This window comes from Paenibacillus tyrphae (assembly GCF_000722545.1).
Lineage (GTDB): Bacteria > Bacillota > Bacilli > Paenibacillales > NBRC-103111 > Paenibacillus_G > Paenibacillus_G tyrfis.
This window is the reverse complement of the sequence record NZ_JNVM01000014.1, coordinates 1-21,548: the sequence shown is the minus strand read 5'-3', so window position 1 is coordinate 21,548 and position 21,548 is coordinate 1. Positions and strand designations below refer to the sequence as shown.

General features: G+C 43.6%; 23 protein-coding genes and 1 pseudogene. 6 read left to right on the top strand and 18 right to left on the bottom strand.

Going from position 1 to position 21,548, the window contains the following annotated elements; all coding sequences use genetic code 11:
• Positions 1-107 precede the first annotated feature (107 nt).
• From ET33_RS17415 to ET33_RS17380, 10 genes are all read right to left on the bottom strand, one after another.
• Positions 108-647, bottom strand: a complete 540-nt coding sequence (locus tag ET33_RS17415) for a YncE family protein (RefSeq protein ID WP_036684389.1) — start codon at positions 645-647, stop codon at positions 108-110.
• A gap of 85 nt (positions 648-732) precedes the next feature.
• Positions 733-1,461 (bottom strand): ETX/MTX2 family pore-forming toxin, encoded by a 729-nt coding sequence (locus tag ET33_RS37515; RefSeq protein ID WP_161783547.1) that lies wholly within the window; start codon positions 1,459-1,461, stop codon positions 733-735.
• 49 nt (positions 1,462-1,510) lie between these two features.
• Positions 1,511-2,446 (bottom strand): ETX/MTX2 family pore-forming toxin, encoded by a 936-nt coding sequence (locus tag ET33_RS17410; RefSeq protein ID WP_036684385.1) that lies wholly within the window; start codon positions 2,444-2,446, stop codon positions 1,511-1,513.
• A 1,018-nt stretch (positions 2,447-3,464) separates the two neighbouring features.
• Entirely contained in the window at positions 3,465-4,799 is a 1,335-nt protein-coding gene (locus ET33_RS17405; protein ID WP_036684380.1) for a helix-turn-helix domain-containing protein, read from the bottom strand.
• A 31-nt stretch (positions 4,800-4,830) separates the two neighbouring features.
• A complete protein-coding gene (locus ET33_RS17400; RefSeq protein ID WP_036684377.1) occupies positions 4,831-6,165 on the bottom strand; it encodes a helix-turn-helix domain-containing protein in 1,335 nt (444 codons plus the stop codon).
• Positions 6,166-6,301: 136 nt separating this feature from the next.
• Positions 6,302-6,823, bottom strand: coding sequence for a HEAT repeat domain-containing protein (locus tag ET33_RS17395; protein ID WP_036684374.1), 522 nt, complete (start codon positions 6,821-6,823; stop codon positions 6,302-6,304).
• Between the two features lie 4 nt (positions 6,824-6,827).
• Complete coding sequence (locus ET33_RS17390) at positions 6,828-7,085, bottom strand: hypothetical protein (RefSeq protein WP_036684369.1); 258 nt, start codon at positions 7,083-7,085, stop codon at positions 6,828-6,830.
• Positions 7,086-7,089: 4 nt separating this feature from the next.
• The gene (locus ET33_RS37510; protein ID WP_235206745.1) at positions 7,090-7,251 is read right to left on the bottom strand and encodes an aspartyl-phosphate phosphatase Spo0E family protein; all 162 of its coding nucleotides are present in this window, start codon (positions 7,249-7,251) and stop codon (positions 7,090-7,092) included.
• Between the two features lie 315 nt (positions 7,252-7,566).
• Positions 7,567-7,830, bottom strand: coding sequence for a hypothetical protein (locus tag ET33_RS38935; RefSeq protein WP_036684365.1), 264 nt, complete (start codon positions 7,828-7,830; stop codon positions 7,567-7,569).
• 345 nt (positions 7,831-8,175) lie between these two features.
• Entirely contained in the window at positions 8,176-9,525 is a 1,350-nt protein-coding gene (locus tag ET33_RS17380; RefSeq protein ID WP_036684362.1) for a helix-turn-helix domain-containing protein, read from the bottom strand.
• A 908-nt stretch (positions 9,526-10,433) separates the two neighbouring features.
• Here ET33_RS17380 and ET33_RS17370 point away from each other — a divergent pair.
• Entirely contained in the window at positions 10,434-10,922 is a 489-nt protein-coding gene (locus ET33_RS17370) for a DinB family protein (RefSeq protein ID WP_036684353.1), read from the top strand.
• Between the two features lie 28 nt (positions 10,923-10,950).
• Entirely contained in the window at positions 10,951-11,346 is a 396-nt protein-coding gene (locus ET33_RS17365) for a VOC family protein (protein ID WP_036684348.1), read from the top strand.
• A 96-nt stretch (positions 11,347-11,442) separates the two neighbouring features.
• Here ET33_RS17365 and ET33_RS17360 read toward each other — a convergent pair whose 3' ends face one another.
• A complete protein-coding gene (locus tag ET33_RS17360; RefSeq protein WP_036684345.1) occupies positions 11,443-12,771 on the bottom strand; it encodes a helix-turn-helix domain-containing protein in 1,329 nt (442 codons plus the stop codon).
• 226 nt (positions 12,772-12,997) lie between these two features.
• Between ET33_RS17360 and ET33_RS17355 the strand changes: the two genes are divergently transcribed.
• The gene (locus tag ET33_RS17355) at positions 12,998-13,414 is read left to right on the top strand and encodes a ribonuclease domain-containing protein (RefSeq protein ID WP_036684340.1); all 417 of its coding nucleotides are present in this window, start codon (positions 12,998-13,000) and stop codon (positions 13,412-13,414) included.
• Positions 13,415-13,434: 20 nt separating this feature from the next.
• On the top strand, positions 13,435-13,710 hold the full coding sequence (locus ET33_RS17350) for a barstar family protein (RefSeq protein ID WP_036684337.1): 276 nt from the start codon (positions 13,435-13,437) through the stop codon (positions 13,708-13,710).
• Positions 13,711-13,791: 81 nt separating this feature from the next.
• Here the strand turns inward: ET33_RS17350 and ET33_RS17345 are convergent, their stop codons facing one another.
• From ET33_RS17345 to ET33_RS17340, 3 genes and pseudogenes are all read right to left on the bottom strand, one after another.
• Positions 13,792-14,349, bottom strand: a complete 558-nt coding sequence (locus ET33_RS17345) for a hypothetical protein (RefSeq protein ID WP_036684333.1) — start codon at positions 14,347-14,349, stop codon at positions 13,792-13,794.
• A gap of 210 nt (positions 14,350-14,559) precedes the next feature.
• A pseudogene (locus tag ET33_RS39770) lies at positions 14,560-14,682 on the bottom strand (alpha/beta hydrolase); the annotation flags it as partial.
• A 254-nt stretch (positions 14,683-14,936) separates the two neighbouring features.
• Entirely contained in the window at positions 14,937-15,341 is a 405-nt protein-coding gene (locus ET33_RS17340) for a VOC family protein (RefSeq protein ID WP_036684330.1), read from the bottom strand.
• A 266-nt stretch (positions 15,342-15,607) separates the two neighbouring features.
• On the opposite strand from ET33_RS17340, the gene ET33_RS17335 reads away from it, so the two are divergent.
• The gene (locus ET33_RS17335; protein WP_051775406.1) at positions 15,608-16,204 is read left to right on the top strand and encodes a TetR/AcrR family transcriptional regulator; all 597 of its coding nucleotides are present in this window, start codon (positions 15,608-15,610) and stop codon (positions 16,202-16,204) included.
• A 411-nt stretch (positions 16,205-16,615) separates the two neighbouring features.
• On the opposite strand, the gene ET33_RS17330 is transcribed toward ET33_RS17335, so the two are convergent.
• Both ET33_RS17330 and ET33_RS17325 read right to left on the bottom strand, forming a co-directional pair.
• Complete coding sequence (locus ET33_RS17330) at positions 16,616-17,440, bottom strand: SDR family oxidoreductase (protein ID WP_036684326.1); 825 nt, start codon at positions 17,438-17,440, stop codon at positions 16,616-16,618.
• A 176-nt stretch (positions 17,441-17,616) separates the two neighbouring features.
• Entirely contained in the window at positions 17,617-18,375 is a 759-nt protein-coding gene (locus ET33_RS17325; RefSeq protein ID WP_036684322.1) for an SDR family oxidoreductase, read from the bottom strand.
• 188 nt (positions 18,376-18,563) lie between these two features.
• Here ET33_RS17325 and ET33_RS17320 point away from each other — a divergent pair, with 188 nt between their 5' ends.
• Positions 18,564-19,205 (top strand): TetR/AcrR family transcriptional regulator, encoded by a 642-nt coding sequence (locus ET33_RS17320; protein ID WP_036684319.1) that lies wholly within the window; start codon positions 18,564-18,566, stop codon positions 19,203-19,205.
• A gap of 394 nt (positions 19,206-19,599) precedes the next feature.
• Here the strand turns inward: ET33_RS17320 and ET33_RS17315 are convergent, their stop codons facing one another.
• Positions 19,600-20,472 carry an aminoglycoside 6-adenylyltransferase gene (locus ET33_RS17315; protein ID WP_036684315.1) on the bottom strand — a complete coding sequence of 291 codons (873 nt, stop codon included), beginning with the start codon at positions 20,470-20,472 and terminating at the stop codon, positions 19,600-19,602.
• 480 nt (positions 20,473-20,952) lie between these two features.
• On the bottom strand, positions 20,953-21,548 hold a 596-nt coding region (locus tag ET33_RS38930), incomplete at its 5' end, for a hypothetical protein (RefSeq protein WP_036684312.1).

The window sequence follows — 21,548 nt, the reverse complement described above, 5'->3', positions numbered from 1 at the left end:
ATGTGCGACAATTTGACAAAAAGGAGCGTGAGAATACACTTATATTAGTTATGGTAGGAATTACGATGAAAAAGTGCTTGCCTTTGTTTATACTTTGCTACAGAATCTTATATAGTGTTTGATACATTTAAATTTATTAAAGCCGAGGGTTTATAGCCTACTGTAATCTGTACAATTTCTTCATTATTTTCTAAGTCAATAACACTAATTGTATTCGAACCCACACCTGAATTTGAAACATATAATTTTGAACCATCAGGGCTTAAATGCAATGCACCAGGTTGTAGTCCTACTTTTATTTTTTTTAACTCTTTATTAGTAGTTGTATCTACTATACTAATAGTGTCTGATCCATTGTTTGCTACATATAACTTTTCCATATTAGGATTTAAAAGTAATACCCCTGGCTGTAAACCTACACCAATTTTAGTTATTTCTCTATCTTCCTTAATGTCGACTACACTAACAGTATTAGCTCCTATGCCTACACCTGTATTCGCAATATATAATTTTTGATTCGCTGAATTATACTGCATTCTCCCTGGTTGGGATCCTACTTTTATCTTTTTTAATTCAGTATTTTTTATAATATCAACAACACTAATAGTATCCGAACCATTATTTGCTACATATAATTTTTGATTCATATATTTCTCTCCTCATAAAAATAACTTCTGATGTTATCCTGATTTTAATATGGTTTATACTATTGCACTTTTTCTGCTTGTGTTATTAGGTTTGTAACCTTAGTTCTATATCTGAATGTAAAGAAGCCGTTCCATCCATTCGAATTTTTCCATTATAACGAAGTCTCCCGCCTGGTAATTTTATAGTATTAGGTATCGCTTGATGGTCATACAGTGTATGAGAATTATATTCTGTAGTTATGTCAATATAACATGGTGCTGGAGGCGGGCACGTAGGTTTTCTGTGAGTCACAAAAAATTTACCCACTATATCACATGTAAAGTCCACTATACCAGAAAATTCACGAACCTCGATTTGCTGTTCTACTTTATAGTGTTTACCTGCAGGAACTGTAATTGTACTCCCATCCGTCCACAACTGATCCAAAGATTGTTCAATTGTTTGTGTTTGACTAGTATTAAATTCTAATACAGTTCCTATTGTTCGGTCTAACGAGAATACCCCTAGAATTATGGCTTGTGTTATTGATGCACCTATCGTTGTTTTAATCCCTTCTGTAATTGAATATGACACTTTATCCACAGTTTGTTGAGAAAAGTCTTGTGTGCGGACAATCGGTCGAGTACCTAATCTATTATCAATATTCGCACTCAATACAATAGGAGGTCTAGGCTTGATAGTTATATTTTGTGGTGGGATCATTCGAACATTTTCAAGTCTGAGGGGATCACTTGCAACAAAACCATATTGCATGGAGTTTGGTATACTCTCTTTATACCTTCTCATACGATCATATAAATCTACTATACCCATTATCATCACCCTTTGATTTTTCATATTTTTTTCGTTCTAAGTATGTGAGTTATTCTACATGAAATCCCTGTTCAGGATATACCTTTACTAGTTTTGTTTCTTGAAATGTAGATCCAAGTTGAAAAGAAAATTTCGGATCATTAGAGCCAGCACGTAGTGGATTATCTGAATTTTCGAAATACGAAAAAATTGCTCCATTTAAATGATAATTTTGTGAGCCTTTAAACTGTAAGATATCCGAATTTCCATATTCTGCATCCGAACCAATTTTTATCAATTCTTCAGGTGGTGTATAATCTGGATATCTACCGGTCAATAATTCACCTATATCAGCTCGTACTGAATACCTCTGTCCAAAGAATGAATCTCTCACATAAAATTCAAAAAAACCTTTTAGTTGAATCGTCAATTTTAATGGTATATTAGCATTCACCATTGCCAGAGAATATTTCACTTCACTCATATGGTATTCAGGTGTAATTGAAGTGTATCTTTCACTAAATTTACTTATCCTTGTTTGTTCAAAAGTAGTGGATTCTGAAAAATTAAATTCATTTGTTATTGTTACTTCCCCATTCATCCCTGTACTATCCTTCTCAAAAGGAACCTTTATTCCACCGCTAAATTTTATACTATCTGTTTTTTTAATTCCTTGTGTGGTATTCGTACTGTATTTTGTTGAGGCTGTTCTTTGATAGCTTAGATTGCTTTCAACAGGAGTTAACGTATCATTTTTACAGATCCTCGACATGGTCCATGATTGTTCTATCTTTAAAACAAACCCTTCTTTAACTTCCACAATAGGTTTATCAAAACGTATAGGAAATTGTTTATCTTCCTCTCGATAAAAAGAATTATATTTTCCTTCCGCCTTACAATATGCAGCTACCCATTTCCGTATCTCATCATTTAAATCTAGAGTTTTATCATCTTCAAAAACATCCTGTAACAAAACATCTAAAGTATTATTTTGTCCCTCGGTCACACTATCTCACTCCTAACTTGGAATAATTTTTCACAAGAACTTACCGCTGTTTATCCCCCGACAACACGCATAGTTTTTCTGTTTAGCATTTCTTGACATAGTATGGTAAGGACGAAGCTTTTCAAACAAATTTTCCTTACCTAAAACTATTTATTCCTCGCTCATCACACCATACCACTCTACCCGAATCGCCGAGTCTGATACTCTTGAGAAAGAGCTTGTATCATAGGATAAAGGGTTTGTCTTTATTTATTATTATGGACAGCGATTTAGAGAAATAAACATACTCGGTAATTGAGTAAATAAAAAATGGCTTACTATTCTCGGTTCTGTTGCAAGGTTTTCTAAATGAGGCTACACTCTAGAAAAAAGAACAAGGAGAATTACAAAAATCTCGTTTAAGGCGGAAAAGCATTTTGTTGAATTTGAAAATATTGCAAGCGTATTATAAGATTAAACTAATATCCCAAAAAAGATGGGGAGTGATACAAATAGGCGCTATATTCTGGCCAGGAGTTTTTATGACAATTGCAATATTTGCTATTCTTTTTTTCTTGCTAAAATATTTATTCAAAAGATAATTACCCTAGCAAAAAGAAGAAGTATTTCAGGTTGTTCCCCATAGTGAGGAATCTTGAAAACTTCTTCTTTTTAAATTCTAAAACTTGAACAATTCACTATAGGGAACATCTACTCCAGCGAAGAATCAGTAAAGGTATACAGGTAAACCCGAAAAATCCTGACTCTTATTCTGTCGGCAGAAATTCGCATTTATCACTCATTATAGAGTATATAAACCAGCGACTTTACAGAGAGGGGCGGGCATGATAGGCTGGTTACCCTCGCGAGGCCTTGGGATTCACGGCTGCTCGCGAGAAGTCATGCCCGCAGAAGTTCCATGTCAAGTCGCTCTATTACCTCTATCAAGAGTACCTTTAACCACGAAGTATAGCGAAAAGCCAAAAAAGCATTCTGATCACCAGAATGCTTATACATAATTCTATTGCTCTTTGCGCACCTAAACCACCCAAAGCCTGATTGATTCGTAATACTGAATCTGTGCTTCCGATGCATAATTCCGGTGCTTCTCAAATAAAGCGACACAGCGGGCTAAGTCCTCGTATCGTTTCATCTCCAAGCATAGTGAAATGCAGAATAACGTTTCCTTAATCCCGTTTTCGTAGCGTTCTTTAGTAAACTCATAAACGGCTCTATGATAACAAACCCAAAGATACCTGCGCGAGTTAATCAGATCGTCTAAAAAACAATCGAATTGGCCGATCGCGCCTGCAAAGCGCTGTAGTACGTGATCAATACAAAAACCGTGGGTGTTCGCCGATTTTATAATTGTCTCCAATCCGGACAAAGTTTCGTTCAACTGGTCAAGGCTCTCTAGGTAATCCGCGTATTCATTGAGAATGCCGTCATTGCCCATGAATACTTCAAGGGTGTAGAGGTTCGCCTGCGCGTAAACTTTAAATCTTTCGACATCTTGCCAGCCGGACTCGTTAAGAGGCTCAAACCAACTAAGATCGGCATAATGCTGGACAACTGTTTTCGCTTCTTGGTAAAGCCCTCTTTTCTCCAATACAGCCCCCTCAAATAATAATCCCATGCCAAAGTAATATACTAAGTGGCGCTCTACCGATACTTCTTCTACCATTTTTAGCTTATAGAGAATCGAGCTTAGTTCCGAGAGCTCTTGTGCAAACTTCTCGACTTCATCCCACTTCTCCAACGAATAACTAACCTTCGCTAACTTCAAAAGCGCCGCGAGCTGGAGATATTCCGGCAATCGTCTTCGGAAAGGTTCAAATTGAATAACCGATTTCCAGTTTTTCTCTTCATCCGTGCCTTGAGCGATCAGAAATAGCCGATATTGGCTTATCGCCATGAACTCGGAAAAACTGTCTTTGATATTGTCGACCACAAGTTGATAAAAATACGCCGACTCCTCCAGTCTTTCGTTCTCGAAAAGCTTCTCCGCCGCAGCAAAGATAATGGACACATTCTTGGGGTTATCGAGAATCTTTGAAACCATCGGTTCAATACAATCCACTCGGCCAGTCTCTACACATCGCACCAGATACGGGATCAAGCGCGGTCGGGACACCTTATTGTCCGAGATGCATTCTTCCGTGTACAGCTCGTACAACCATCCGGGCGTCTTTCCGAAAATTTGTGCCAGAGCGTCCAATTGCCCGATTGTCATGGCACGAGCCCGGCCATTTAACACCATGCTTAAATTTCCGGCGTTAATCCCCGTCAGTTCGGCTGCTTTATTTAGGTTATAGCCATGCAGCTTCATCTGATCTTCGATTTCCAACCGCAAAGAGCGATTATTCACCCGCATGGAACACCCTCCCTTAAATCTATACCCGGTTCTAAACCACCCAAAGCCTGATGGATTTGTAATACTGGACTTGGGATTCGGAAGCATAATTTCGATGCTTCTCAAATAAAGCGACGCAGCGGGCCAAGTCCTCGTATCGCTTCATCTCCAAGCATAGTGAAATGCAGAATATCGTTTCCTTAATCCCATTTTCGTAGCGTTCTTTAGAAAACTCGTAAATCGCTCTGTGATAGCAAAACCAAAGGTATCTGCGTGAATTAATCAGATCGTCTACAAAACAATCGAAGCGGTCGATCGAGCCGACGAAGCGTTGCAGAACGTGATCAATACAAAAGCCGTGTATATTTGCCGATTTTATAATTGTCGTCAGTCCGGACAAAGTTTCATTCAACTGGTCAAGGCACTCTAGGTAATCCGCGTATTCATTCAGAATGACGTCATTGCCCATCAATACTTCAAGCGTGTAAAGATTCGCTTTCGCCCAAACCTTAAATTTTTCAACCTCTTGCCAGCCCGACTCGTCAAGAGGCTCAAACCAACTAAGGTCGGCATAAGTTTGTACAACTTTTTTAGCTTCTTCGTATAGCCCTCTTTTTTCCAAAACGGTCCCCTTAATTAACAGACCCATGCCAAAATAGTATACCAGGTGATGCTCTACCGATACTTCCTCCACCATTTTTAGCTTATAGAGAATGGAACTTAGTTCCGCGAGTTCTTCAGCAAACTTCTCGACCTCGTTTATTTTCTCCAATGAATAACTAACCTTCGCCAACTTCAAAAGCGCCGCAAGCTGGAGATATTCCGGCAATCGTCTTCGGAAAGGTTCGAATTGAATAACCGATTTCCAGTTCTGCTCCTCATCCGTACCTTGAGCGATCAGAAATAGCCGATATTGGCTCATCGTCATGAACTCGGAGAAACTATCCTTCGTATTGTCGACCACGAGTTGATAAAAATACTCCGATTCCTCCAGCTTCCCATTCTCGAACAGCTTCTCCGCCGCAGCAAAGATTATCGATATGTTCTTAGGGTTATCGAGAATCTTGGAAACCACCGGTTCAATACAATCCACTCGACCAATCTCTACACATCGCACCAGATACGGGATCAATCGCGGTCGGGACACCTTATTGTCCGAGATGCATTCTTCCTTGTACAGCTCGTACAGCCATCCGGGGGGCTTTCCAAGAACTTCTGCCAGAGCATCCAATTGACCGATTGTCATGGCACGAGCCCGGCCATTTAACACCATGCTTAAATTTCCGGCGTTAATCCCCGTCAGTTCGGCTACTTTATTTAGGCTATAGCCATGCAGCTTCATCTGGTCTTCGATTTCCAACCGCAAAGAGCGATTATTCACCCGCATGGAACACCCTCTCCTAAATCTATAAAACCATACTACCATAACAGGGAATTAACATAAAATAACAAGGAAATAAGAATTTCCTAGTATCAAACCTGATAAAAAAATAACCTTGATGGGCAAATGCCAGTCAAGGTTACTAGGGTATGGCTGCTTCGATTTTAGATTCATTCAGAGCTTCTTGAATGAGATCAATAACGTCCGGATCTTCTTCTTTTTCTAGAACTCCCGTTAATACGCCAATAATCCTGTGATCCTCGATCTGGGACAGGGCGGTTACAGCTGCACACCTAATATCGGGGTCGGGGTCGCTAAGCAGATTGATGAGAGGTGCAATTAATCTTGGATTGGGGAAAGATGCGGCGATATGTGAGCACCAATATCTGACTCCGGTATGTTCACTTTTTAACGCAGTAATTAAATGCGGAAGCACTTGCTCTATTGAAAACTTCATTAGCACGTCTTCAATTAGCTGATATACCCCGAAGCCGCTGCCTTCGCCAAACGAATTTAGAAATAATGGAATGCACTGAGGATCAGGATGATTCAAAAAGTGCACCCTCACGTCGTTATACTTTTGGATGACTTCGAATTTCGCCTCAGTATCACTTGAAAAGGGCTGATTGTTTTTCAAAAACATAATGGCTTGTGCTGAATTCATTTATTTAATCGAATCCTCCTAAAGATCCAGAAGTCAACTTCTTATAGAATAACAGCCGCTCGCGCAAAATTGTTTCAATCTGCTCGCTGCTATAGCCAAGCTCAGCCAGCATTTTGGCTGTAACCCCGGCATTCGCCCTCGCCCTGCTTTCAGCATCATGTAAATCCTTGATGCCGTAGAGCCTCTCAAAGATTGCGCCAATCCGGGCAAGATAGAGAATCCGTTCCTCGCTCTCCCCGTCTAGTAAATAATCATGCGTCACTGTATCATCCACACACTTTCAGTTTAGAAGACTTTTGAGCCATGAGAATGTACCGGTCCAGACGTTGACTTAGCTGCACCACCTCCTCGTGCGATAATGAACCTTTCTCCTCAGCCAATCGCACTAGCTGCTGACGAAGCTGTCTTATTTTCTGTTCTAGTTTCATACTCATACATATCCACCTTCCTTATCTCTATAATAATGCCGTTTTTCCATATTAAGGGTCTTAGAATTTGAGAAATATTTTTTTCGACAAAAAATGCGTTTCGAAAATGCTTCACATATGCTATCTGCTGCCCAGATAAATAAAATATATATGGAAGGATCATTATACCTGTTACGTGTAATTAACCAAGGGACCGTTAATAATCCCAATAGTACCCCAGTTTTATTCACCGTGAACCGAATGTTGAAATATGCTCATAAGAAAACCGCCCATTGAAAAGGCGGTTGTATCAAGTAACATGTTCAGTTTTATTGTTTATTTCGCCTGCTTAAAGGACGAAACAATTAGCGATCCTATAATCCAAAAAGCACCACCTAAAAGACCTGCTAGCATTGAAATATCTTTATCTATAAAGTAGTGTGCGACCATCCATAAGATTGTAAATGATGATCCCCCTGCTGCAGCGTTAATAATCGCTTTTTGTTTAGGCACAGCCTCACATCCAATCATCTCTGTTCCGATACGCTTTAAGCAAAGACTCGCGATAAAAAGGGTAAAACCCCTCAAAACTAACCGCACTGGTATGCTCCTCTTCCGAGAAATCCCAACGCATTCGAACAAGTTCATCTATATCGTCTAATGTAGCAATCCTACGATAGCTATGCGTTCGTTCCTCTTAGTATTGTACCTTGAGCATCAGTTATCAACATTGTGGAATAACAAAGCTATCGGTAAAAAAGCATCCTGAACCGTCAGGATGCTTGATGACCTAGTCGGTCCGCCATACTTTCATGATTCCGTGATTTTAGAAGTCTGCCCCGTGATCTAGCAGTTTGATAATCGAAGGAAGACTTTGAATAATCTCGAAATAATGCGTGCAACTAAACAATCCAAAACCTAGAACCAATGTCAGGATAAAAGCTTTCATTTTTCCTGTCTCCCCCCTCTAATTACTATAGATTGATAATGCTTGATTTGTTGCATCGACGCTTGTCCGCGATGTTTTTCAAATAAGGAAACACAACGGACAAAATCCTCATGTCGGTTCATTTTTTTGGCTAAAGACAGGCAGCATATCGTGTCATCAATGCCTTTATCCATTCGCCCATTTGTGAACTCATACACTGCTTTATGATAACGAAACCAAAGGTGTCTTCCCGAGTTAATTAAGTCGTTATCAAACATAGTGAAGCGTTCGATAGACCAGGAAAAACGCTCCAAGACCTGGTCCATACAGAAGCCGTAAATATTTGCAGCTTTTAGGATCGTAGTCAATCCAGACAAAATCTCATTCACCTGATTGAGATTTTCTAAGTATTCGGCATATTCGTCCACGATACTATCATTACCCATTAGAACTTCGAGTGTGTAGAGATTCGCTTTCGCGAAGACCTTAAAACTTTCAACATCTTTTCGGCCAGCCTCGTCAACCGGTCTAAGAAACCATTCAAGATCAGAATAATCTTGTACAACTTTCTTAGCCTCTTCGTACAGCCCTTTCTTTTCCAGGGCAATGCCTTTAAACAAATGACCCATGCCCAAATAATATACTAGATGACGCTCAATCACTAGTTCTTCCACTGTTTTTAGTTCATTGAGAATGGAACTTAGTTCAATGAGTTCTTCTGCAAACCGTTCGACTTCGTTCCATTTCTCCAACGAATAACAAACTTTGGCCAGCTTTAGCAATGCTGAAGGTTGGTGGTTTTCCGGCAAGCGTTTTCTGAAAGGTTCGAATTGAATAACTGATTTCCAGTTCGTTTCAGCGTCCGTACCTTGGGCGATCAGAAATAAACGATAATGGCTCATAGCTAGCATCTCGGAAAAACTGTCTTTTACGTTGTCGACAACAAGTTGATAAAAGCGTGCCGATTCCTTATATTTAGCCTTTTGAAAAAGCTTTTCTGCAACAGGAAAGATTACGGATACGTTCTTCGGATTATCCAAAATCTTAGAGATGACCGGTTCAATACAATCGTTTCTGCCAACCTCGGCACAGCGCACCAAATACGGAATTAATCGCGGCCGGGACAATTTCTCTTCGGAAATGCATTCCTCCGTATATAGCTCATACAGCCAACCGGGAACCTTTCCGAACACTCTTGCCAAAGCGTCTAATTGACGGATTGTCATTGCGCGGGAAACACCATTCAACGCCATGCTGAGATTTCCGACATTAATCCCCGTCAATTCAGCCACTTGATTAAGGTTATAGCCATGCAGTTTCATTTGGTCTTCAATTTCCACGCGCAAAGACCGGTTAACAACCCGCATAAAAGGCGCCCTCCTCAAATTTATAAGTATATTTTACCACAATATACCATTACTATGAAACGAAAATATTCATATTTTGGTTGAAAATAAGGATTATTTTTACAAATTACATCAAAATATTTTATCTACTTTTCGCGAAAGCTTGATTTTAAAGGAAGTTTTTCTCTTTTTTTATAGATTGGGGTTTAATTAGGGAGGAAGAAACTAAAATTAACCTTGGGTGAATCCATAGAGAAATGCAATCGACATTGCGGGTGGGGATGGGCTAATGAAGTACGAACTGAGCGAACGCAATGACATAATAGAACATAGCGGCGATGGCAAGAGCGACATAACAGACTCCCAGCGCATAGATCAGGACTTGTCCTCCATACCCCAACAGTTTCCAATACCACGCCAAAGGTTCTGCCGGAGACTCATCCCAATAGGATTGGGGATGACGCGGTCTCCAAGGGTCGGCCTGGGGGTATTCACCTGGGTTTTGCTCCTTCATTACATCTCACCCTTTTTTTTGAGGTTTTCCATGGCATATATGTGTAGCCTGATTTCAGGTGTTCCAACGGAATCAAAAAAAGATGACCCCTGACGAGTACAGGAATCATCTCTTAGCTGTGTAGAGGCTCTAGGATACTCATTAATGGCTGAACCCCTCCTCGTCTGACAATAAGCTTCTGCTCAACCCATCTTATCAATCGCTGTCGTAACTTCCTGATTTTCCGTTTTCGCTTTTTATTCATATTAACCATCCCCGAATCCTATTATATTGATCGTTTTCCATATACAAGATTTTTAATTTTTGGAATAATTTTTTTCGACAAAGAAGGAAGCAATTCATAAGAAATATCAATTTTGATATTTGCTATGATGGAATGAATGACAACAATTTACAAGCGGAAAGGTGATGCGGATTGAGCTATGTCGACGTAATCGAATTCTACAAAAAGGAACTCCAGCGCTATTCTTTGGATCAATTAAGATTTATACCAGAGCCGGGAGTTTGGTCTCTTGGCCAAATGTACGATCACTTGATTGAAGATACGCATTATTATCTAGACCAAGTGGAAAAATGTGCGTCTGCAAATGATGAGATAAGGCAGGGAAAGCCGGAAGGAGGTGAAAAATTGTTTGAATCCCGTTCATTCCCTCCAATCAAAATTAAAGGACCCGGGACACCCAGTAATCTGGAAAACATAGATGATCTTATGCGTGGACTTAATCAGGTGCTTGATAGAATGTCTGAATGGGACGAAAAAATAGATTCAATAAACCCCAATTTTAAAGAGAGACACGACGGTTTTGGTTGGCTAAATGCGCGGGAGTGGTTCAAATTGGTCGGAATGCATTTTCGCCATCACCTGCGCCAAAAGGACGAGCTCGATCAAATGTTGAAAAATTAATATCTATTTCAAAAGAGAGGGTGTACATATGAAGAGTTTAGGATCTATGAATGTGGATGTCATTACACTGTTTGTTGAGGATCTTCAGAAGGTGAAGGCGTTCTATCAGGAAGTATTCGGATTACAAGCCGTATGTGAAGACGAGGTCTCATCGGTGTTTAATTTCGGGAATATGAGCATAAACCTCTTGGATATTTCCGAGTCACACGAATTGATGAAACCGGGAACAGTTGCGACACGTGAATCCGGATTCCGTTTTCTGCTCACGATTCGGGTCGATGACGTGGATGCGGTCTGTGATGAATTGAAAAAACGCGGGGTTACTCTACTTAATGGTCCGATCAACCGGCCATGGGGAGTGCGGACCGCTTCATTCATCGATCCGGCAGGACATGCCTGGGAGATTGCGGAACAATTGGCATAGGGACAGAGTGTGCATTAGCGTCGACAAAATAAGCATTCGGGAGTATTTCGTCCCGAATGCTGCTCAAGCAGTTGTCAGAAGTCCCTAAACGTAGAGTTAAACCGCTCTGACAGGATATTTGAGAAAACTTGCTATTTGTTGTTCCGACGCATATGCCTTATATTGCTCAAACAAGGCGGTGCAGCGCACATAATCCTCATTCCGGCTCATGTTGTGGGCCAAGGAAAGACAGTGTAACGTCTCATCCAGCCCTGCTTCGATTCGTCCGTGCCTAAACTCATAAATAGCATTATGATACCTAAATCGAATGTGTCGATCCGAAAGGATGAGATCGTCGTCAAAAGAATGAAAAGCAAGAATAGCTTCAGAAAAACGCGACAATACGTGATCAACAGAGAAACCATATGTATTTGCTGATTTTAAGATCGTGATCAATCCGGCCAGAATGTCTTCAAGCCAGTTAAGGCTCGCCAAATAATCGGCATATTCGTCAATAATGCCTTCGTTCCCGGTTAGCACCTCAAGCGTGTATAAATTAGCTTTTCCCCATATCCCGAACATTTCCACTTCTTTCTGGCCTTCTTCATCGAGAGGTTCCGGCCATTCCAGACTAGCATAGCTATACACATATTTTTTGGCATCGTCGTATAACTCCTGCTTCTCTAATGCGATGCTTTTAAACAAGAGTCCTATGCCGTAGTAGTATATCAAATGTCGCTCACTCTCAACCTTCTCGCGAGTTCTGCACAATGCCATACTTAACTTCGCTAGCTCATCCGCGAATTTCTTGACCTCGTCCCACTTCTGCAAAGCAAAGCAGGCCTTAGTCAGGTTTAATAGCGCGGCCAGTTGGTGATGCTCCAGCAGACGCTTTCGGAACGGTTCAAACCGAATGACTGCTCTCCAATTCTTCTCGGCATCCGTACCCTGAGCTATGAGAAATAATCGGTAGTGACTCACGGCCAGCATCTCGGAGAAGCTATCCTTGGTCTCGTCAATCACGACTTGGTAGAAATGCTCTGCTTCCCGCAATTTCTCCGTCTGGAACAGCTGCTCTGCCGCGGCGAAAATAATGGATACATTCTTCGAGTTATCAAGAAGCTTAGAGATAACCGGTCCAATACAATCATGACGGCCGAGCTCTGCACATCGCACCAAGTACGGAATCAACCGCCGCCGGGACCATTTTTCCTCCGAAATGCATTCTTCTATGTACAGCTCGTACAGCCAGCCGGGAGCTTTCCCAAAAAGCTGGGCCAAAACATCCAATTGACCGATTGTGATCGAACGGGCTACACCATTCAAGGCTCGACTTAAGTTTCCTGCGTTGATCCCCGCTAGCTCAGCCACTTGATTGAGGCTATAGCCGTGCAGTTTCATCTGGTCTTCAATTTCCCAACGCAAAGGACGATTGACACCCCGCACGAAGAAACCCTCCCCTAGAAATATAAATTAATTTTACCTTAATATCCCACCATAATAAAACGAAAAAATACGACCATTGAATGGGTAGTTGGAATATTTCCTCGATGTCACCATCGTCCGTCCATCAGCACGGGGCTCATGTTTTGTAGATATTTTTGAAACTTCTAAGTGATCACTACCGTAAATATTTGGGTATTGAATTGATAAAAAAGTGAGGATGAGCCTTTTGAAAGTCATGAAGTTCGTATTGCTTGTATTGTTAAGTTTATTGCTTCTGGCTGGTTGCGGATTGCTCCAAAAAAATTCGCAATCACAAGGTCTGACCAGTTTTGAAGATGTCGCAAATTACATAAAGGCCCATAATAAATTGCCTGATAATTTCATCACAAAAGATGAAGCAAGAAAACTGGGCTGGGACCCCCAGAAAGGAAACTTGCATAAAGTCGCGCCAGGCAAAAGCATTGGCGGCGATGTCTATCAAAATCGTGAAGGAAAATTGCCAACAAAAAAGGGAAGGGTATGGTACGAAGCCGATATTCATTACAAATCTGACCATCGGGGAAAGGACCGAATCTTATTTTCCAACGATGGTTTAATATACAAAACGGAAGATCATTACGAGACGTTTCAACAAATAAAGTGAGTCAATGGAGGGATTAGGGATTGCGGGATATTATATTAGATGGCAGAAAAATTGATAATGTCGGTCAACTGCATGCCGTCTTGAAAGAAGCCCTGGAGCTGCCTGAGTATTATGGCAATAATTTAGACGCTTTGTGGGATTGTATGACAGGATGGGTTGAAATGCCACTGACGATTCGGTGGTTACATTTTCAAGAGAGCGAGAAGAAGCTAGGGGAATATAGTAATCATTTACTGCTACTTTTTCGAGATGTTGAGCAAGAAATCGAAGGATTTCATCTGCGGTTTGACCCCTAATTGAACGCGTGTGATCATGGCAGGCAGACCGCTGAACAAGCTGATGCAGACCACCGGAGATAGTATCGGTGGTCTGCTGTGCTAACGGACAGCTTTCTCTGGCGGCTGCTGTACGGTTGAGAAATTGATAGCAATATTTTTAAATTTTTGTTTCAGCACATCCCGGAAGACGAATGCTGCGACCTCGTTAAGGTTGCGGAAGAGATCCGCCAAATTGTCGGCAAAAAATTGGACGACTTTCGCTTTGAAGACAGGGAACACGGCACGAACGGGAAGGGTCCGTGAAACGGCAAAGCTAAATAATCGGTTCGTGCGGAAAGCGATTCGGTACAGCCTTGCGATTTCGAAACGATTAAAGGAGCGCCGGATCGGCCTGATCAGATCTCCTTTTGAATTTAGTATTCTGACTTGAATAAGAATGTTCCCGATACGTTTGTTAAGCACCAACAGTGTGGCGAGGGCTCTGGCTTTACGGTTCCCTCGCACTCGAACGGTAATGAGGAACCTGTTGCTTGAGACCTGCCGAAGAGGAGCTACTTGGACAAGCGGATCGTTCCCTACAGAGTTTAGAATTTTACTGAAATAAATGTTTTGAGGAGGTGAAAGTTGAATTCTGGATTTTTGTCGGGGGATTGCCATGCGATGTGATCTCCTTTCCGAACCCTTGTAATAACGTACATCGGACGGTGGAGCCGGTTCTGTTATTGAAAAGCAATTTGTTCGGCCGCAAATCGCCGACTATTCCGTTTAATTGAAGCATGGCGATACCTTCAATGGAATATACGCCAGCATATTCTAGAAGTGTTGGATTAGTATAGATGATTGCCTAAATGGTAAATGAGGGGTATTCATTTTCTGCCCCACACGAGTTGCAGATACAGCATAACCGCCACCGGCACAAATCCCAAGTGCCCCAATCCTTTCTTGATCGACAAACGGGAGAGTAGTCAAATAATCTACCGCGCAACGCACTTATGTACGCTTGGATTAAAATAAAAGCCCCCCATCGCGGGAGATTTGATCCGTTAAAAGAAACAGCGGCGGACCAAGACTAGAAAATAAAGTCTTAGCCTGCCGCTGTTGTCATTCAACTAATGTTCCCGAGAACTTCTGCAACCGCCAGCTTCCGACCCGAGAATACTACCAAAATGGACACGCCGCGCGGCGGGCAGGAGAGTTTCAGGCGCGAACTCCCTCCATTACTCTTAGCGTAGGAACGCTGTCCGTTAAGGCCTGCCGCTGAACCGCTCGAGCGCTTCCTCGGTAACCGGAGCGAAGAGGTTGACGAGGTTGCCGTCGGGGTCGCGAAACAGTGCTGAGCGGTTCCCCCATGGCATCGTGGTCGGTTCCTGTACCCACTCGTCGACAAGCGGCTTCAAGCGGTTGTACTCGGCATCGACGTCGTGGACGCGAAACTCGATGATGACGGTGTGGTTGTCGGCCGCGCGCGCGGAACCGGCGCCGAACAGTTGCACCGTCTGGGAGTGGCCGATCGCAAGGGTACACGATGGCAGAACGAACTCAGCGAAGATAGGCGCGGGGCGCTTCGCCAAAACACCTGTGACTTTCTCATAGAACACGACGAGTCGATCCAAGTCGTCAGTAATTATGCGTACAGAAGCGAAATTCACGAGACATCATCCTTTCAATAATTAAACGCTACGATACCGTATCGTATTGTATAATATCATATTGACTTGGAGAATACAAGTTACCGTACGACTAACAAAAATGGTGCTCGAAAATGCTTCGTTGCCTCACTGAAGCACAAACAAGGAGTGCTCTAAATGGCAAGCCGAAATCCCCGGCGCCAAGGATGCTTTCATGGTATAATGTGAAGGACTTTTTATTTTAAGGCAACGCATCCGAGTCTAAGTACTTTTATGTTGGAGGGAAGATGGTGACTACGTCTAAGAAATCTGAACGTGTGCCGTCGGCCAATTTGAATAGACGCGTCGAGCGTTCACGACATGCCATCTTGACCACTGCGTTTGAACTGCTCAGCGAAGGCGGTGTGGCTAGCTTCTCCGTCGACGAGGTGGCGCGTCGTTCCGGGGTTGCGAAGACGACCATCTACCGCCACTGGCCGACGCGTGAAGCACTGGTGATCGACGCCTGTTCACGGATGATTGCCGAGCAGGAAACGCCCGACACCGGCTCACTCGAAGGTGACGTCACGGCTATCCTGGTGGAAATCGCGCACCTGCTACCGACGGCGAATTGGTCCTTCGTCCTGCCGTCAATCGTCGACACAGCCGAGCGCAATCCGGAGTTCGCGGAAATCCACAGTCGGATTCAGCGCGGACACGCCGCCCCCCTGCGAGAGGTCCTACAGCGCGCGGTAGGCAGAGGCGAGCTGTCGGCACACGCCGACGTGTCAACTATCGTCGCAGCCCTGCTGGGGCCACTCTTCTACCGCCGCTGGTTCTCACGCGAACCGATCGACGACCAGTTCGTAAAGGCGATTATCAAACGCGTACTCGCTTCACTTTAGTATGAGACGCCTACCACTGCTTGGCCGAACATCGATGGCGGACCAGCAAACAGCAAATATCTGTTTTGCGAGCCCAGAGGCTTCGGCATCCTGATGCAACGCGATCGAACCCTCGACCTGGAGAGCGAGGGTTCGAAATTAGTCTAATACTTTTTTTCCCAGTCTACTTTATTTTCACCGAACATAAGGCGCATGGCCAAATATCAAGAACAAGAGCAGGTTATCGAAAAGATAGCCTGCTCTTGTTTTTGCAAGAAAAAGAGAAAAAGGACTTGACAAGCTGTTGAAAATGTGCAGCGAAGCCCCTTGAAAAACGAGGAGGTTACGCCATTGAATGAGTACGCGAATGCACTAAAACAAACGCTTCGAAGTATAGTTTCACGCCTCGACACCGAGAGAGTCGATGAGCGTTCAGCCGTTGAAATAGTGACCCTGTTCAAGATCCGCGATTAGCCCGGGATGCACAGGCCGCCATCCCAAGAGTTCCTGAGTCTGTACGCTCGACCTCGGGATGTCAAGCACCGCCAAGCGGCCGAGAAAGCCGAAGTGGGCTTCTGCCTCTTCGCGGGAAATGCTGACCACCGGCATGTTCAGGTGTTTACCGATGACGCCGGCGATGTCGCGGAATGGCACGCCTTCGTCTCCGACCCCGTCAAGCCGTGACCCCGCCGGGGCGGCTTCCAGCGCCAAGCGGAACAAGCGCGCCGCATCGAGGCGATGTACGGCCGGCCAGCGGTTGGACCCGTCACCGATGTAGGCCGAGACGCCTTTGTCACGAGCAATGTCGATCAACATTGAGACGAAGCCAGCTTTTGTCTCGCCGTGCACGGACGGTGCGAGATTGACGACCGATGTTCGCACTCCAGCCAGCGCGAACGCCGCGTTCTCCGATGCCATCCCATTCATGTGAGCGGTGATCACGAACGGCTTGCCGGAGCCCTCGAGCGCCGCCCCCATTGTCTCGACGGCGCGCAGATCGGTTGTGAGCGATCCGGCGAAGTCCGAGAAGTCGTGCTTAAACGCCAGGTGAATGACGCCGTCCGCAGCGGCGGCGCCACTGCGAAGTCTATCGAGGTCGTCAAGGGCACCGCGGTGCACCTCGGCCCCAGCTTCCTTCAGTACCGCGGCGCCATTGTTTGAGCGGGTAAGGCCAATGACCTTATGACCCGCATCAATAAGTTCGCGGACGACGGCGGAACCGATGTAGCCTGTTGCTCCTGTGACAAAAATACGCATAATAAAGTCCTCCTTATAGTGGTGGGCGGTAGCCTCAATGGGCCCACGTACTCTCGCTGCAGCTCGAAGAAGCTACTGCAGCTGTTAATCATCAGCTCGAAGGGGTTAATCTGATCGCCACACAAGTGGAAGATGTTGCAACGTAGGAACAGGTGATGAACGGTTATCACCGTAACTTAGATCTGAGAGCCGCCTCCGTCCACAGGGAACTCAGCCCCGGTGGTGTAAGTGGCGTCGAACGCAAGAAATGCGACTGCTTTGGCAACCTCGAGGGGGTCGCCTACTCGCAGCATCGGATTCTCCCGGCTCATCTGTGCCTTAGTTTGTTCGGCTGCATCCTTCGGCATCGACTTCTCCAAGATGCCTGTGTCGATGGGGCCAGGGCTGACTGCGTTGACGCGAATCTTCCGCGGCAACAGCTCGCGGGCCATACTGCGAGTCATGGAGCGCAGCGCTGCTTTACTGGCCGCGTATGCACTGATCATCGGGATCCCCAACACGTTCACGACAGAGGTGGTGAGCACCACGCCACTTCCTTCGCCCAGCAACGGGGCGAGTTTCTGCACGGTGAAGTACGGACCCTTGGCGTTGATTGTAAGTAACTCATCGTACACATCCTCCGTCACCGCCTCAAAAGGGGCGGAGCGCGTGACGCCAGCGTTAACGAACAGGGCATCGAACGTGCCGAACTCCGCCTTCACCCGGTCGGCCAACGCGTAGATATCCTTGAGAGACGCGGCATCGCTTAGCACTGCGACCGCGTTGTTGCCAAGTTGTTCACGAGCCGAGTCGAGCGTAGCTTGGGTACGCCCGGTGATCAGAACGCACGCACCTTCATCCGCCAGCAACTTCGCCGTTGTGAAGCCGAACCCGCTGCTACCTCCCGTGATCACGACTTTCTTACCAGCGTACTTGCCCTTACTGGAATGTTCCATTTTAATCTTGCCTCCTCTGTATAATCCGTAATTTGGATATTAGTTACAGGACCGATTATACAACAAGGGGATAAATAAATAAACTAATTTTATTAAAATAGTTAACTTAATAATTTTTATAATTATCGTTTGTGATAACAACGATTATATTATAATATTAGTGATGAGCATCAAAGGAGGCTTCAATCGTGAGAAAACCCGTGAGCGCAGAACATTATATTAATAAAATCAAACCTGTAATTAGAAAAACCAGATTCAGCCAACTGAAAATAGACGATATCGCCAAACATATGGATATTAGCAAAGTGACGCTTTATAAGCATTTTTCATCGAAAGATGAAATCATCGAGCAGGTTGTAGAGCATGGAATTAACTATTTGCAGCAGGCTGATGCCGTTGTAAATGATGATTCCGTCTCTTTTATTGAGCGTTATCAAAAAACGTTTCTGCAATCGTTGATATGTGTTATATATTTATCCGATTTGTTCCAGCAAGACCTCAAGGAATACTATCCGCGGCTTTTTGAAACTCTTGTCATTGCCCAACAAAATCGGAATAAAAATTTACAAACATTTTTTGAGAGCGGGATGGATAAGAAGATTTTCAACAGAATACACGCTATGCTGTCTTTGGTTCAAGATGATGCTACGCTGCGGCGCATCATGGAACCGACATTTAGTATTCAGTGGTATGATCTCACCTTGAAACAAGCAGTTGTGGAATTTTATAAAATGAAACGGTATCAAGTGATTAGACCTGAATATCTGGATTCTGTTGACGATTCCGATATTGAAAAAGAGATCGTTCGTATTTTACAATCCATTTCATGAATATTATTCGCGCTCTCGGTCTGCTCTTATTGATGCTGGCAACAGAGCAGATTCCGGTGGCCGATAATGATGCTGTGCTGGACCCGCCTTAACAGTCTCAAGCGATCAGAGTTTTATCCGAGTCACTCTAAACTTCCACGACACGTTAGCCAATAAAAGCAGCGAAAGTCTAGGTCTTTCGAATTCCTAGTCCGTCACTGCTTCTTTATGAGTCAGTCTAATTCAGTTTGTCGGGTGACATCGTTCATTCAACCACAAAATCCGAATACCCCCAAAAAAAAGAAACGGCACTGGGCTTTTTCCCATGCCGTTTTGGATTCCATTTTTATTCCCGGTCTTGTCTTTGAGTTAACTAAATGACATTGCCATTGCGGGAGGCGTAGTTCATAGCTATTTAAAAAATTTCACTGGCATCCTGTGCTAAATTCTGAACATGCTTTAAATAGGCGGTGACACGCTGATCGTCTTCCAGAGGATATTCGTAGTCCAAACTGTTTGCAACATCCTGCGCAGTTTGGCGGAACAAGTCCCCCATGGCGAACAAGGCTCGCCAAACTCCTTCATAAGTCGCATCCGGGAAGGTGGACATCAATTCGTGCCAGCTCTCCCTCGAAAGATACTTCTCTAGATATTTGCCGTTTTTGCCTGTGCTAATCGAAAAATCGGTCCGGATGCTAACCTGCCATTCAAGCATCCGAATAAGCATCGGCCTCACGGCGACGTTCAAATGATCCTGGGCATAAAGCATTTCTTGCCTCCACAAGCCTTTGGCGACATACGTGGATACCCACCAGAATTCGTTGCAGCAATCGGCAAAAAGCTTGGCCGACGGGCGTTTTACCCAATAATCCTCGTCTGTCGGGGCCGGAAGCTTGGGAAGGCAATCGTCTTTGTCCAACAAAACGACGGCCAATTTATCGCCGCTGTTCCAGTTGTTCTTCTGCTCAAACGGACACAGGGTCAGGTCAATCCGGTTACCATCCGCGAATAGCATCAGGTAGGGGAACTTTCCGTCCAGCTCGGGAGGAATAAGCTTCATCTCTTCCGGTTTCTGCATGATAATTCGGCTGCCGAAGCGGTCGATCCACTGCTTATCTTCTATAAAAGCAGGCAGATCATGAACGATATACACGATATCGTAATCCTGAAACACATCTTTCGGCGCATTCGGATTCGTTCGCGACCCGTTCATCCCGACCGCCCGGATTCGCTCATCGTTTTTGGCCATATCCAAAATTAAATTCATCATTTCCTGTTCGCTTCTCATCCTCGTTCCAACCTCCATCGAATATAGTCAAGCTTGGGCATTCGAACGAAGAAGGCGGTCCGCGAATACGGACGGCATCGGACGATTTTAGATCGGAACGTTATAACTTATCCAGCAGCTTTTTCATGATTATCGACCTCCTGTAATTTACACAAAGCCCGGGTAACCAGAAGGTTGTTCTTCCTTCTCCGGGAAGTTGTGATTTATGTGTGGAGACTACTGACTGTGGTACAAGACTATAGACTGGATTTTATTAGACGGATATGGACCGAGAAAAACGCTATTTTTTAGTTTTTTTAAAATAATTACGAACTAATAACCATATAATTATTATAACAATAATCAGAGGTATAAAAGATAGCATGATTAAAGATGAAGGGCCCAAAGCCATGAAATCCTCCTCCTTAATTTCATTATAAAAGCTAATCTTATATAATAAGATTAGCTTTTATTTGGAATTTATTCAAGTATATGATTCTACTACCATTTCAAACTTGTATCAACTGAAGTTGAATCATCACCTACTCTGAATTCCAACCACATATCATTTGTACCCAAGAAGTTTAATGTGAAGCTTAATCTGGCATAAGCTTTTGCGGAACCAGGTATCTCTACCTTTCTACCAACGGTTAATTGCTTATCGGAATAAGATATGTCTTTTCCTGTTACTTGAACAACAGCATCTTTAGCTTCTATAATTTCATCTGGTACAGATGTGCCTTGATTGATGGTATAACTAACTTTAAATGCTCCATATACGTTAACGTTCCTTTTTTCAACAAGGTAATCGTAATAAGTGCAATATCCACTTCCACAAGCCAAGGGATGAAACACCCCGGTAATAGGTGTCATAGATGTTTTAGTAACTGAGCCATCGGGAAAGGTGTAAACTTTTACAGGCTCTTCTTGTGTGGGGTTCAAAAAGCTTGAAGGAATATTATTAACTATTTCTGGGTTATTTGAATCTAATAACTGCCCACTTTCAATTTTTTTGATTAATCTATTTTGGACAGCAATATCAGTTATTCCCAATTCATTAAAATTTTTATAGATTGCTTCTATATAAGTTGAACTAA